Source organism: Rhizobium sp. BK512 (genome assembly GCF_014194915.1).
Taxonomy (GTDB): Bacteria; Pseudomonadota; Alphaproteobacteria; order Rhizobiales; family Rhizobiaceae; genus Rhizobium.
Genome location: NZ_JACIAS010000003.1, coordinates 716,038 through 728,600, shown reverse-complemented (window position 1 = coordinate 728,600; position 12,563 = coordinate 716,038). Strand labels below are relative to the sequence as shown.

11 protein-coding genes are annotated in these 12,563 nt (G+C 60.0%); 6 read left to right on the top strand and 5 right to left on the bottom strand.

What is annotated here, in order from left to right; all coding sequences use genetic code 11:
* Positions 1-4: 4 nt before the first annotated feature.
* The 3 genes from FHX06_RS14220 to FHX06_RS14210 form a co-directional block, all read right to left on the bottom strand.
* Positions 5-1,258: a cytochrome c gene (locus FHX06_RS14220; protein WP_113145291.1), complete on the bottom strand. Its 1,254-nt coding sequence runs from the start codon at positions 1,256-1,258 to the stop codon at positions 5-7.
* Positions 1,255-1,917, bottom strand: a complete 663-nt coding sequence (locus tag FHX06_RS14215; RefSeq protein ID WP_112546262.1) for a c-type cytochrome — start codon at positions 1,915-1,917, stop codon at positions 1,255-1,257. The genes FHX06_RS14220 and FHX06_RS14215 overlap by 4 nt, the downstream gene beginning before the upstream one ends.
* Positions 1,918-2,241: 324 nt before the next feature.
* Positions 2,242-3,111 carry a sigma-70 family RNA polymerase sigma factor gene (locus FHX06_RS14210; protein ID WP_183879748.1) on the bottom strand — a complete coding sequence of 290 codons (870 nt, stop codon included), beginning with the start codon at positions 3,109-3,111 and terminating at the stop codon, positions 2,242-2,244.
* 164 nt (positions 3,112-3,275) lie between these two features.
* On the opposite strand from FHX06_RS14210, the gene FHX06_RS14205 reads away from it, so the two are divergent.
* The 3 genes from FHX06_RS14205 (at position 3,276) to FHX06_RS14195 (ending at position 5,433) form a co-directional block, all read left to right on the top strand.
* Positions 3,276-3,938, top strand: coding sequence for an HAD-IA family hydrolase (locus FHX06_RS14205; RefSeq protein ID WP_112546260.1), 663 nt, complete (start codon positions 3,276-3,278; stop codon positions 3,936-3,938).
* A 30-nt stretch (positions 3,939-3,968) separates the two neighbouring features.
* On the top strand, positions 3,969-4,661 hold the full coding sequence (locus FHX06_RS14200) for a RibD family protein (protein ID WP_183879746.1): 693 nt from the start codon (positions 3,969-3,971) through the stop codon (positions 4,659-4,661).
* A gap of 313 nt (positions 4,662-4,974) precedes the next feature.
* The gene (locus tag FHX06_RS14195) at positions 4,975-5,433 is read left to right on the top strand and encodes a carboxymuconolactone decarboxylase family protein (protein ID WP_112546258.1); all 459 of its coding nucleotides are present in this window, start codon (positions 4,975-4,977) and stop codon (positions 5,431-5,433) included.
* Positions 5,434-5,451: 18 nt separating this feature from the next.
* Here the strand turns inward: FHX06_RS14195 and rhaI are convergent, their stop codons facing one another.
* Both rhaI and FHX06_RS14185 read right to left on the bottom strand, forming a co-directional pair.
* Positions 5,452-6,744 (bottom strand): L-rhamnose catabolism isomerase, encoded by a 1,293-nt coding sequence (gene rhaI, locus FHX06_RS14190; RefSeq protein WP_113014422.1) that lies wholly within the window; start codon positions 6,742-6,744, stop codon positions 5,452-5,454.
* Between the two features lie 50 nt (positions 6,745-6,794).
* Entirely contained in the window at positions 6,795-8,891 is a 2,097-nt protein-coding gene (locus FHX06_RS14185) for a bifunctional rhamnulose-1-phosphate aldolase/short-chain dehydrogenase (RefSeq protein ID WP_183879744.1), read from the bottom strand.
* 208 nt (positions 8,892-9,099) lie between these two features.
* Here FHX06_RS14185 and FHX06_RS14180 point away from each other — a divergent pair, with 208 nt between their 5' ends.
* The 3 genes from FHX06_RS14180 (at position 9,100) to FHX06_RS14170 (ending at position 12,557) form a co-directional block, all read left to right on the top strand.
* Positions 9,100-9,912, top strand: coding sequence for a DeoR/GlpR family DNA-binding transcription regulator (locus FHX06_RS14180; protein WP_018114481.1), 813 nt, complete (start codon positions 9,100-9,102; stop codon positions 9,910-9,912).
* A gap of 47 nt (positions 9,913-9,959) precedes the next feature.
* Complete coding sequence (rhaS, locus tag FHX06_RS14175; protein ID WP_183879742.1) at positions 9,960-10,949, top strand: rhamnose ABC transporter substrate-binding protein; 990 nt, start codon at positions 9,960-9,962, stop codon at positions 10,947-10,949.
* A gap of 72 nt (positions 10,950-11,021) precedes the next feature.
* Positions 11,022-12,557 (top strand): sugar ABC transporter ATP-binding protein, encoded by a 1,536-nt coding sequence (locus FHX06_RS14170; RefSeq protein WP_112969179.1) that lies wholly within the window; start codon positions 11,022-11,024, stop codon positions 12,555-12,557.
* Positions 12,558-12,563 lie beyond the last annotated feature (6 nt).

The following is a 12,563-nucleotide window of genomic DNA, read 5'->3' as shown; positions in this document are numbered from 1 at the left end:
GTCCTCATTGAAGTGGAGCAGAACGAAGTTTGTTCGCCTCGGCGGCAGTGACCGGCGTGCCACGATTACCCCATGCGGTCCGGATGTAGGAGACGACGGCCGCCACCTCGTCGTCCGAAAGTGTTACCGCAAAGGGCGGCATGCCGTGCGGCATGGGGTTCTTTTCGGTCGCAGGCGGATAGCCGCCATTGAGCACCATGCGGATGCCGTTGACTGCCGATTCCATCTGGATCGACTGATTGCCGGCGAGCAGCGGATAATGCGGCGGCCGGCCTTCGCCCTGGGCGCCATGACAGCTGGCGCACTGCTTGTCATAGACTGATTTGCCGAGACTGATCAGAAGACTCGCCTCTTCCGTCCTGACGGAGGAGCGAGGCGGTGTGGGTTGGTCCTGCGCGATGCTCTTCAGGTAGACGGCCATGGCGCGGATGTCTTCGTCCGTCATGTACTGGAGACTATTGAAGACCACCTCCGCCATCGGGCCATAGACAGCGCCCCGCGTCGAGATACCTTTCTGCAGGAGATCGGAGATCTCCTCGATCGACCAGTCGCCAAGCCCGGCCTCCTTGTTGGAGGTCAGCGATGGCGCATACCAGTCCTGCATCGGAATCAGTCCGCCCTGGAAGGCTTCCGATTCACGGCTTCCGCCAAGCGCGTTGATCGGCGTATGGCACATGCCGCAATGTCCGAGCCCTTCGACCAGATAGGCCCCCCGGTTCCATTCCTCTGACTGTTTGGCATCCGGCGTGAACTCGCCTTCCTTGAAGAACAGCGTCCGCCACCCGAGAATGAGAGAGCGGTTGTTATAGGGAAAGTCGAGCTCATGCGGACGGTTCGGTTGATGCACCGGCGTGATCGTCTTCAGATAGGCAAAGATCGCGTCACTGTCTTCGCGGGTGACCTTGGTATAGGAGGCAAACGGCATCGCGGGATAAAGCAGGCCCCCGTCCGGATAACGGCCATGATGCATCGTGTTGTAGAAGTCGTCGGCAGACCATCGGCCGATACCCGTCTCATCCGGCGTGATGTTCGATGTATAAAGCGTGCCGAAAGGCGTCGGCATGGCTCGCCCGCCTGAAAAGAGCTTTCCGTCGGGCGCCGTATGGCAAGCAACGCAGTCTCCGGCGCGCGCGAGATATTCTCCCTTTTTGACCACATCGGAGGAAGCGTCCTGCGGGGACTGCGCTGCAACCGGGGAAAGAGCCGCAACAAACGCCACCAGGGCAAGGGCGGGCAAAATTCTCAGATGCGCGCTCATGGCTTATTGCCCTCCGGCTGGCTGCCACATGCAAAAGGCAGAGAATAGGATCCGGCAGGAGACGGCGCGGGATCTGCGGGCTGAGGCTGATTGGCGAGATAGGCGGCGACGGCACGCACATCGTCTTCCGTAAGGTGCCCGGCCACAAGCTGCATGCAGTCAGGCGCGATTGCCGTTCGCGTACCATAGCGCCATCCGCCGAGCTGTGCGCTGATATAGCTTGCCCGCAATCCGAGAAGTCCGGGGATTCCGGGTGACTGCCCCGTCAGGGCACCGCCATGACAGCTGACGCAGGCCGGAATCGAGCGGTCGAGGTCGCCCTGCGTGACGAGCGCATGCCCGTGATCGAGCACCGCCTGACTGACGTCAGGTGGAGACTTTTCGGGCAGAGCCGGCCGCTGGTCGGCGAAATACTCGGCAAACTGCCGCAGGTAGTCGTCCGTCAAATAGGCGAGCAGATAGTTCATCGGCGGGTACTTGCGCCTGCCCGATTTGAAGGCTTCCAGCTGGTTATGGAGATATCCTGCAGGCTTACCCGCAAGTCGCGGGAAATAGGGGTCGTTCGTGCCCTTCCCTTCCACACCGTGGCACGGGGTACAGGCTTGAACGCGCTCGGCCATGTCATCCGGATAGGCCTTGGCTTCCTGGGCAGGGGCCATGTTTGCTCCCAGGACGAAAAGACAGCATGCCAGGAAGGTCTCTCGTATGAGCACTACGTTTCCTCCGGAGCACAAACCACAGGTGAAAAATCTTGATGGGCGAAAACCCGGAAAGGCATGATAACGACGGGGCAGATTCGATCCGTTCCGCGCCGAATAAGTAGCCGCATTCGACAATCCTCGCCTTGACAGAAATCAAGAAAGAACGCGAACCGCTTGATATTGGCGATTTTTTATATGGACGGAATCGCCCTCTTTCGATCTGCTTTCGGGACCGGCGACCGGCCTTCGCCCCCTTGTGGGAAAGACTTAGCGATGTGATCGTCAGCCTTCGAAGATCGAATAGCCGATATCGCGCAGATGATCCGGATCGGCAATCGCATCGACCGTCGAGATCCTGTCGCCCTCGAAGCCCAGCGCCAGCACAACGCGCAACTGCCCGTGGATGAAAACAACAAGACCGATTTCGCCATCGACAAGTGCAGCTTTCGCTGACGTCGCCCGTCCCTTGAAGTTTTCGGCGACGGCTTGAGCGCCGTGAAGCGGAGTGACATCCCCGAGCTGGATCGCAGTCGCATCCGGCCGGAAGACCGCATCCGGCGTGAGCACTGCAATCAGCCCGGCCAGATCGCCGTTGCGCGAGGCGATGAGGAAAGCCTCGGCAATGCTCCGCTTGCGCGTAAGGTCGACATCAGGCGTTTCCGGTTGCCCTTGCACCCGGCGCCGGGCGCGGCTGGCAAGCTGCCGGGTGGCGGCAGCACTTCGCCCGATGACTGCGGCAATTTCTTCGAACGGGAGATCGAACATGTCGTGCAGCACGAAGGCGACGCGTTCGGCCGGCGAAAGGGTTTGCAGGACCACGAGCAAGGCGATGCCGACGGAATCGGCAAAGGCTGCCTCCCGTTCAGGATTGCTGGCAATATCGACAATCGCGCCATGCGCCGGCAGGTCGAGCGGCTCTTCATGGCGCGTCTTGCGCGAGCGCAACATGTCGAGACAAATGCGCGCGACGACTGTCGTCAACCAGCCGCCGAGATTATCGATACTGCCTCTGTCCGATCTTGTCAGGCGCAGCCATGCCTCTTGCACTGCATCCTCCGCCTCCGCCCGGGAGCCGAGCATGCGGAAGGCGACGGCCCGCAGATGCCCACGGTTCGCCTCGAATTCCTCGGCCAGCCATCTTTTCTCGTCCATCGATCCATTCCTTGTCCTGTTGCATCAAAGACCATGACGAACGGAAGCGGGACGATGTGACAGGAGCGGCATCACATCAAGCCCATGAAATTCTACTGGCGACTTGACCTGCCGCATTTTTCATTGGCTGATGGCGCGTATATCCCTCCCTATGGTGTTTCCCGATGTCCTCCCGATTTGATAGTTCCAGACAATATGCCGCCTTCCTGTTCGACATGGATGGCACGATCCTGAGCTCGACGGCGTCAGCAGAGCGCGTCTGGGGACGCTGGGCGGAGCGGCACGGGCTGGATGTAGAAAAATTCCTGCCGATTATGCACGGATCACGAGGTATCGACACGATCCGGCGACTGAACCTTCCCGGCGTTGATGCAGAAGCAGAAGCTGCGCAGATCACCGAAGAGGAAATCCAGGATGTCGAAGGCGTCATCGCGCTGCCGGGTGCCGCCGATTTTTTGGCTTCGCTGCCGCCAAACCGGTGGACGATCGTCACCTCTTCACCGCGTCGCCTTGCTGAGCGACGGCTCGAGGCAGCCGGCCTCCCGATGCCGCAGGCGATCGTGACGGCGGAAGACGTGACCGTCGGCAAGCCCGACCCGCAATGCTATATCCTCGGCGCAGAGAAGCTCGGCTTTGCAACGCATGAATGCCTGGTCTTTGAAGACGTCGAAGCCGGTGTAAAGGCAGGAGCGGCAGCCGGCGCCGATGTCATGGTCATCACGGCCGCCGGTCACAAGCATTCGCTGAAAGGTTATCCGGAGATCGAACATTATGCCGATGCGACCGTTGTCATTGCTGACAGCGGCCACCTTTCGATCAAGTTCTGAGTGCCTGCCGCACAGCCGAAAGGAATTCCCATGAAGCCGGAAATCGTCTGCCTGATGATGTCGTCGCTCGACGGTGGCCTGCATCCGAGCAAATGGACCGAAAGCCCCGATGGCGGACGCAAGGAATGGTCGGCGCTCTATCAGCAGATCCATGAAGAACTGCAGGGCGACGCCTGGCTTGTCGGGCGCGTGACCATGGCCGAAATGGCGAAGGGAGGGCCGCATCCGCCACAATCTGCCGGCTCGGTCGAACGGCCGAACAATTTTGCCGATCGCAAGGCAAACAACTACGCGATCGCACTCGACACGTCGGGCAAGCTGCATTTCACGCGAGCAGATATTGAAGGCGACCATATCGTTGTCATCCTCGGCAATACCGTGCCGGACACCCATCTAGCAGAACTCGCTGCCGACGGCATCTCCTACATCGTTTCGCCATCAGTAGATATCGACCTGCCCGCAGCGCTCGATGTGCTGGAGAAGGAACTCGGCATCCGCAAACTTCTGCTCGAAGGCGGAGCCGCGATCAACGGAGCCTTCTTTGCCGCTGATCTTATCGACGAACTCTATCTGCTTGTCGCCCCGGCTCTCGACGGTAGCGGCGGCCAGCCTATCGTCACCTTCGAAGGAGGATTGGCGGGCAAGACACAACTCTCGCTCATTTCGGCCGAGACGAAAGACAACGGCGCCGTCGCCTTGCGATACAAAGTCCGCACCCGATAGCGATTGCGGACAGCCACAGGTACGAGGCCGCTAGATCCACGCCCCCAACCACCTCTGAGCCTGATATCGTTGTCGCCGGCGCAGGAGCCCGGGATCGGAAATTCACGGCGTTTGAGAGCCTGTGGGCTGCTGGCGAAACGGCCTTGACGACGGCCGTTCATTCCTGACGTTGCAAATGCTCACCAATTCGCTTCTCATCTTTTTACGCTGCCCTCGTCACACTCTCTGCCCCTGGTCCGTCAAATCCATGACGAACGAAACCGGCAACTGCCCGGCTCTGCGTCAAACGGAACACGTCATCAGGAGACTGAACATGCAAGAGAGAATGGGAAATCCAGCCCTCGTCATCCCCGACGCCATGCAGGCACTGAATGCCCTCGGCAAACTGCCGGTTACGGTCGGCCTTGCGCCGGGATTTCTAGAGATCATCTATCTGCGCGCCAGCCAGATCAACGGCTGCAGCGTCTGCATCGATGGACATTGGCGCATTGCCCGCAAGCACGGCGAGACTGACGAGCGGCTGTTTGCCGTGGCCGGCTGGCGCGAAGCCCCCTACTACAGCGACGCCGAACGCGCCGCGCTGGCACTGGCCGAAGCCGTCACCCGCCTCAGCGACCGAGCCGATCCGGTGCCGGATGAGGTCTGGGAGGAATGCACGCGCCATTACGATGGCAAGAGCCTTGCGGCCCTCGTCATCGCAATTGCCAATATCAATGTCTGGAACCGGCTGAACGTCGCCACCCGGCAGGTCGCGGGACAGTGGAAGCCGTGATCGACGGCTTCCAACCGATCAGATGATACCACCGCCGCCGGAGACGGAGGCGGGACGCTCAGCGGCTACCTTTTTGCGGTAGCCGCTGGTGCGGTAGGCAGCGATTGGGTCGATCGCCCCGCCCGCACGGCGGCGCGCTTCGGCCAAAATCGGCTCGACATCGGCGCGGTAGGCGCGCTTCAGCGTTTCCGACGCCATCAGCGCGTCATTGTCCTGCTGATAACCTTCGAGCGCCTTGCGATCAACGATCAGGGCCTGCGCATAGGCACGGCGGATTTCGTTGGCGCTGTTGATCAGGCTTTCGATCGGATCCGTCACATTATGCGACTGGTCGATCATATGGGCTGGATGGAAATCGTTGACGCCGCGCTGTTCGGCATCGACGAGCTCGTTGAAAACGAGGAACAGGCGATAGGGCTCGATCGAACCAGCATCGAGATCGTCGTCACCATATTTCGAGTCGTTGAAATGGAAGCCGCCGAGCTTGCCGAACTGGATAAGGCGGGCGACGATCATTTCGATATTGGTGTTCGGTGCGTGATGACCGAGGTCGACAAGGCAATGGGCCTTGGGACCGAGCGTCTGGGCAATCAGATAGTTGGTGCCCCAATCCTGCACGATCGTCGAGTAGAAGGCTGGCTCGTACATCTTGTGTTCGGAAAAGAGCCGCCAATCGTCCGGCAGCGCCTTGTAAATATCAGCCATCGAGGCGAGATAACGCTCAAACGCCTTGGTGAAGTTGCTCTGGCCGGGAAAGTTGGAACCGTCGCCGATCCAGACGGTGAGCGCCTTGGAGCCGATCGCCTTGCCGATCTCGATGCATTCGATGTTATGTTCGATCGCCTGTTGCCGGGTCGCCGCATCCGTGTGGCTGAGCGAACCATATTTATAGGTCAGCTTCTGGCCGGGCGCATCCGAGAAGGTGTTGGAGTTCATCGCGTCGAAACCGAGGCCGAGCGCATCGCCCTTCGCCTTCAGCTCCTTCACATCGGTCTTGTCCCAGGGAATATGCAGGGAAACGGTCGGCGTTGCCTGCGTCAGCTGGTTGATGACGGCGCAATCGTCGAGCTTGTCGAAGATACCGCGCGGCTCGCCGGTGCCCGGGAATCGTGCAAAGCGCGTGCCTCCGGTGCCCACGCCCCAGGAGGGCACGGCCACGGTGAATTCCGAAACCTTGCGGGTGATCGCCTCGATATCAACGCCGCGACGGGCGAGTGTGGCGCCAAGCGCTTCGTAGTCAGCCTTCAGCGCGCCAGCGCGCTTGTCGTTTTCCGTTGCGACCAGATCCGGCGCAATCCTGAATTCAGCCATGTCTTCCTCCCAGAGATTTTGTTGCGGCGGGCAACGCCCGCCGCTCGCTATCAGCGCGTGAAGCTTTGAACATTGCCGGCATCGACGTTGATGATATTGCCGGTCGACTTGGCCGAAAGATCGGATGCCAGGAAGTAGACGGCTTCGGCGATGTCTTCCGGGAAGACGTTGAGCTTCAGCATGGAACGCTTGCGGTAATGTTCCTCAAGATCGTCCACTTCGATCTTCGAAGAAGCCGCGCGCTGTTCACGCCATTCGCCGCTCCAGATCTTCGAGCCGCGGAGCACAGCATCCGGATTGACTGTGTTGACGCGGATGCCGGCCTCTGCGCCTTCGAGCGCCAGGCAACGGGCAAGGTGGATTTCGGCAGCCTTTGCCGTGCAATAGGCCGCCGCATTCGGCGAAGCGGCAAGACCATTCTTCGATGCAATGAAGACGACGTTGCCGCCAAGCGCCTGACGACGGAAGAGACGGAAAGCCTCTCGCGAAACGAGGAAATAGCCGGTCGCCAGAATGTCGATATTGCGATTCCACGTCGAAAGCTCTGTCGTCTCGATCGGCGCCGAAGACGCGATGCCGGCATTCGAAACGAGGATATCGATGCCGCCGAACTCGACGCAGGATTCGGCGAAGGAAGAGATGACTCCGTCTTCCTTGGTAACGTCGAGCTTCAGAGTGCGCACCGCATCCGCGCCGTACTTCTTCACGAATTCGGCTTCGGTCGATTCAAGGGCGGCCTGATCGATATCGGCAAGCACCACGCAGGCGCCCTCGCCGACGAGGCGCGCAGCCGTGGCGCGGCCGATACCGCCGGCGCCGCCGGTCACGAAGGCGACCTTGCCTGCCAGGCTCTTCGGCTTCGGCATGCGCTGCAGCTTGGCTTCTTCAAGCAGCCAGTATTCGATATCGAAGGCTTCCTGCTCCGGCAGGCCCTGATATTCTGACACCGTCGAGGAACCGCGCATCACGTTGATTGCGTTGACATAGAATTCGCTGGCGATACGAGCCGTCGCCTTGTCCCGGGCAAAGGACAGCATGCCGACGCCCGGCACCAGGAAGATGACCGGATTGGCGTCACGCATGGCAGGCGAATTGGCGTGCTTGCAGGCATTGTAGTAGCGCGCGTAATCGGCGCGATAATCTTCAAGCGCCTTGTCGAGGCCGGCGATGATGGCATCGACATCAGGCCTTGCCGGATCGAGATCGACGATCAGCGGGCGGATCTTGGTGCGCAGGAAGTGGTCAGGGCAGCTGGTGCCGAGCGCACCAAGCGGGCGCAGGTCCTTCGAATTGACGAACTCAAGTACGGCGTCCTGATCATCGAAGTGCCCGAGCTTTCGCTCCTGCTTGCCGATACGGCCGCGGATTTCCGGCATCAGGCGGGCGGCAATCGCGCGGCGCTCCGCTACCGGCAGGCTCTGCACGACGGCACCGCCGAAGATCGTCTTGCCTTCGGTCTGGCCGGCGAACCATTCGATTGCCTTGTTGATGATATCGAGCGTCAGTTCGTAGCAAGCCTTGGCATCGTTTGCCCAGGTGAAGAGGCCGTGGCTCTCGAGCACGACACCCTTAGCGGTGGGGTTCGCCTTGACAAACGCTTCAAGGTCGAGGCCGAGTTGGAAGCCCGGGCGGCGCCACGGTAGCCAGCCGATCGCGTCACCGAAGATCTGCTTGGTCAGTTCCTTGGAGTTTTTGGAGGCGGCGATGGCGATGATCGCGTCCGGATGCATGTGGTCGACATGCGTAAAGGGCACGAAACCATGCAGCGGCGTGTCGATCGAAGCGGCGCGGGCATTGAGGTTGAAAGTGCAATGCGGCAGGAAGCCGACCATGCGGTCTTCGTCTTCGACGCCCTTGTAGATGCCTTTCAGCGATTCCAGCTTGTCCTGATAAAGTGTCGCGAAACCGTCGAGCTTGATCGTGCCGACATCACCGCCCGAGCCCTTGACCCAGAGAACCTGAACCTTGCCGCCGCTTAGCGGGTCGGTTTCCATGACCTTGGCCGACGTGTTGCCGCCACCATAATTGGTGATGCGCTTGTCGGCGCCGAGCAGATTCGAGCGATAGAGAAGCTTGCCGGGCTCATCGAGGCCCGCCGCATAAGCATCATCCCACCGGTTCTCGAGTAGTCGAACCTTTGCCGCCATGTCATCCTCCCATATAGGCTTGTGTATAGGCCTGCGGGCGCCGCGATAAGCACGCCCTTTCGCTCACGGTATCGCGCATCAAAATGGCGCTTGTCAATCGAAAACGATCAAATTCGATTATGCTGCATCGCAATATGAAAATTTATGATCGTTTCTGATTGACAGGCTTTAACGGATACGAAATAAATATGACAAGAGGAGGAGCCCGATGCACGAACGCGAACGCCATCGTATTATCTTAAGCGCTGTCCAGGAAAAGTCCGTCGTTACGATTCAGGACATTTCCGAGCTGACGGACGCTTCTGAAGCGACGATCAGGCGCGACATTGCGGCTCTTCACGTGCAGGGTAAGATCCGGCGCGTTCGTGGCGGCGCGGAGGCTGTGCACCCGCCGCAGCTTGGAAATCTTGCAGGACGCCCGTTCAGGGTTTCAGAATCGGTCAACATCGATAAAAAGCGCTCAATCGCGCGTGCAGCCGTCGATCTCTGTGAAGCGGGCGACGCCATCATCATCAATGGCGGCACCACGACCTTCCAGATGGTGCATTACATGGCCGGCCATCGCATGCAGGTCATGACCAATTCCTTCGCCATTGCCGAACATCTGGTGAAGCATTCCAAGAACAGTGTGACAGTGCCGGGCGGCGCGATCTATCGCGAGCAGAGCCTGATCCTGTCGCCCTTCGACAATGATGCGATCCGCAATTTTTATGCGCGGCGCATGTTCATTGGCGCCCAGGGCGTCGGCCCGCTCGGCATCATGGAGGCGGATGCCCTCATCATCCAGAGCGAGCAGAAACTGATGCACCAGGCCGATGAACTCATCGTCATGGTCGATTCAAGCAAATTCAATCGCCGGTCGAGCCTCATTCTTTGCCCGCTCGACCGCGTATCTGTGGTCATCACCGACGACGGCATCTCGGAAGAAGCGGCTCGCATGATCGAGAATGCCGGCGTCCGACTCGTCGTGGCAAGCGCGGTGGCCCAGGCTGTGAAGGAGGATTCCTCGTCGGTCGCATGAGGCGTCGGCGAGGTGTGGAAGTCTAAATCTTAGTGGGAGGACATGACATGAAACTTGCAAAGACACTTGCAATCGGTGTGGCCGTCGCCATGATGGCTGGCGCCGCAAGCGCCAAGGACATCAAGATCGGCCTCGTCGTAAAGTCGCTCGGCAACGGCTTCTTCGACGCCGCCAACAAGGGTGCCCAGGAAGCAGCCAAGGAACTCGGCGGCGTGGAAGTCATCTACACCGGCCCGACGAGCACGACGGCCGAAGGCCAGATCGAAGTGATCAACTCGCTGATCGCTCAGGGCGTCGATGCCATCGCGATCTCGGCGAATGACCCCGACGCCGTCGTTCCGGCGCTGAAGAAGGCTACCCAGCGCGGTATCAAGGTTATTTCCTGGGACTCCGGCGTTGCTCCGGAAGGCCGCATCCTGCAGCTCAACCCGTCTTCGAACGAGCTGATCGGCAAGATGTGCCTGACGCTCGCCAAGGATCATCTTGACGGCGGCAAGGGTGACTTCGCCATCCTGTCGGCAACGACGACCTCGACCAACCAGAACATCTGGATCGACCAGATGAAGAAGCAGCTCAAGGACTTCCCGGGCCTGAACCTCGTCACCACCGTCTACGGCGACGACCTCTCGGACAAGTCCTATCGTGAGGCCGAAGGCCTCCTGAAGTCCAACCCGAACGTCAAGGTCATCGTCGCTCCGACGACGGTCGGCGTTCTCGCGGCCTCCAAGGTTGTCGAAGACAAGGGTCTGGTCGGCAAGGTCTACGTCACCGGTCTCGGCCTGCCCTCTGAAATGGCTGGCGCGATCAAGTCGGGTGCCACGAAGGAATTCGCCATCTGGAACCCGATCGATCTCGGCTACTCTGCAACGCAGATCGCCTATCACCTTGCAAAGGGTGATGCTGATGGCAAGCCGGGCAGCGAAATCGAAGCCGGCCGCATGGGCAAGATCAAGATCGGCGACAATGGCGAAGCCGCTATGGCCGACCCCTTCGTCTACAATGCCTCGAACATCGACCAGTTCTCCAAGGTCTTCTGATTTCAGAGATCATGAACGGACACCCGGCGGCTCTGCCGCCGGGCTTCTCTTTCGATGGTGGTAAGCTTGCTGATGTCCCCTGCCCTTCAACACCCCGTCGCGGATCAAAAAACCGATGACGCATCCGCCATTCTGGAAATGCGCGGCATCTCGCAGATCTTTCCGGGCGTGAAGGCGCTCGATAATGTCAGCATCGCGCTTTATCCCGGCAAGGTGACGGCACTTATCGGCGAAAATGGCGCCGGCAAGTCGACGCTCGTCAAGATCCTGACCGGCATCTATCGCCCCAATGAGGGCGAGATCATTGTCGACGGCAACTCAGTGCATTTTGCAACGGCACAGGCCGCGATCGATGCAGGTGTAACTGCCATCCACCAGGAGACCGTGCTCTTCGACGAGCTATCGGTCGCCGAAAATATCTTCCTCGGCCACGCGCCGCGCACCCGCTGGCGTACGATCGACTGGAGCGAGATGAATAGCCGCTCACGGGCGCTGCTGACCTCACTTGAAAGCAATATCGATCCAACGATCCGGCTGAAGGACCTCTCGATTGCGCAGCGCCATCTCGTGGCGATCGCTCGCGCTTTGTCGATCGAGGCCCGGATCGTCATCATGGACGAGCCAACGGCTGCGCTGTCGCGCAAGGAAATCGACGATCTCTTCCGCATCGTCGAGGGGTTGAAGGCAAGCGGCAAGGCAATCCTTTTCATCAGCCACAAGTTCGACGAGCTCTACGAGATCGCCGACAATTACGTCGTCTTCCGCGACGGCCGTGCCGTCGGCCACGGAAAGCTCAAGGAAACACCGCAGGACGAAATCGTCCGCATGATGGTCGGCCGTGACGTCGAGAACGCGTTCCCGAAAATCGATGTGGCGATCGGCGGCCCGGTCCTCGAAGTCGAGAAATACAGCCATCGCACCGAATTCCGTGACATTTCCCTGACGCTGCGCAAGGGCGAAATCCTCGGTATCTACGGGCTGATCGGCGCCGGGCGTTCGGAGCTGGCCCAGTCGCTCTTCGGCATCACCAAGCCGCTCTCGGGCAGTTTGACACTTGAAGGCCGTTCAATTTCGATCAACTCGCCGCATGACGCCATCCGCGCCGGCATCGTCTACGTGCCGGAAGAGCGCGGCCGACACGGCCTGGCCCTGCCGATGCCGATCTATCAGAACATGACGCTGCCGTCGTTGACGCGCACCTCACGCAAGGGCTTCCTGCAGGCCGCGGAGGAATTCGCGCTCGCCCGCAAATATGCCGAGCGGCTGGACCTGCGCGCTGCTGCCCTTTCCGTACCGGTCGGCACACTTTCGGGCGGCAACCAGCAGAAGGTCGTCATCGGCAAATGGCTTGCCACCATGCCGAAGGTCATCATTCTCGATGAGCCGACCAAGGGCATCGATATCGGTTCGAAGGCTGCCGTTCATGGCTTCATCAGCGAGCTTGCGGCAGAAGGTCTCTCCATCATCATGATCTCTTCCGAACTGCCCGAGATCATCGGCATGTCGGACCGTGTGCTCGTCATGAAGGAAGGCCTGTCGGCGGGATTCTTCGAACGCGATCAGCTTTCGCCGGAAGCGCTGGTGCGCGCGGCGACCGGAAATGCATGAGGTGAC

Excerpts from the sequence above, each read along its gene's own strand:
- FHX06_RS14210 (WP_183879748.1), bottom strand. The coding sequence starts at position 3,111 with ATGGACGAGAAAAGATGGCTGGCCGAGGAATTCGAGGCGAACCGTGGG.
- FHX06_RS14220 (WP_113145291.1), bottom strand. The coding sequence starts at position 1,258 with ATGAGCGCGCATCTGAGAATTTTGCCCGCCCTTGCCCTGGTGGCGTTT.
- FHX06_RS14180 (WP_018114481.1), top strand. The coding sequence starts at position 9,100 with ATGCACGAACGCGAACGCCATCGTATTATCTTAAGCGCTGTCCAGGAA.
- FHX06_RS14200 (WP_183879746.1), top strand. The coding sequence starts at position 3,969 with ATGAAGCCGGAAATCGTCTGCCTGATGATGTCGTCGCTCGACGGTGGC.
- rhaS (WP_183879742.1), top strand. The coding sequence starts at position 9,960 with ATGAAACTTGCAAAGACACTTGCAATCGGTGTGGCCGTCGCCATGATG.
- FHX06_RS14205 (WP_112546260.1), top strand. The coding sequence starts at position 3,276 with ATGTCCTCCCGATTTGATAGTTCCAGACAATATGCCGCCTTCCTGTTC.
- FHX06_RS14195 (WP_112546258.1), top strand. The coding sequence starts at position 4,975 with ATGCAAGAGAGAATGGGAAATCCAGCCCTCGTCATCCCCGACGCCATG.
- FHX06_RS14215 (WP_112546262.1), bottom strand. The coding sequence starts at position 1,917 with ATGGCCCCTGCCCAGGAAGCCAAGGCCTATCCGGATGACATGGCCGAG.
- FHX06_RS14170 (WP_112969179.1), top strand. The coding sequence starts at position 11,022 with ATGTCCCCTGCCCTTCAACACCCCGTCGCGGATCAAAAAACCGATGAC.
- FHX06_RS14185 (WP_183879744.1), bottom strand. The coding sequence starts at position 8,891 with ATGGCGGCAAAGGTTCGACTACTCGAGAACCGGTGGGATGATGCTTAT.
- rhaI (WP_113014422.1), bottom strand. The coding sequence starts at position 6,744 with ATGGCTGAATTCAGGATTGCGCCGGATCTGGTCGCAACGGAAAACGAC.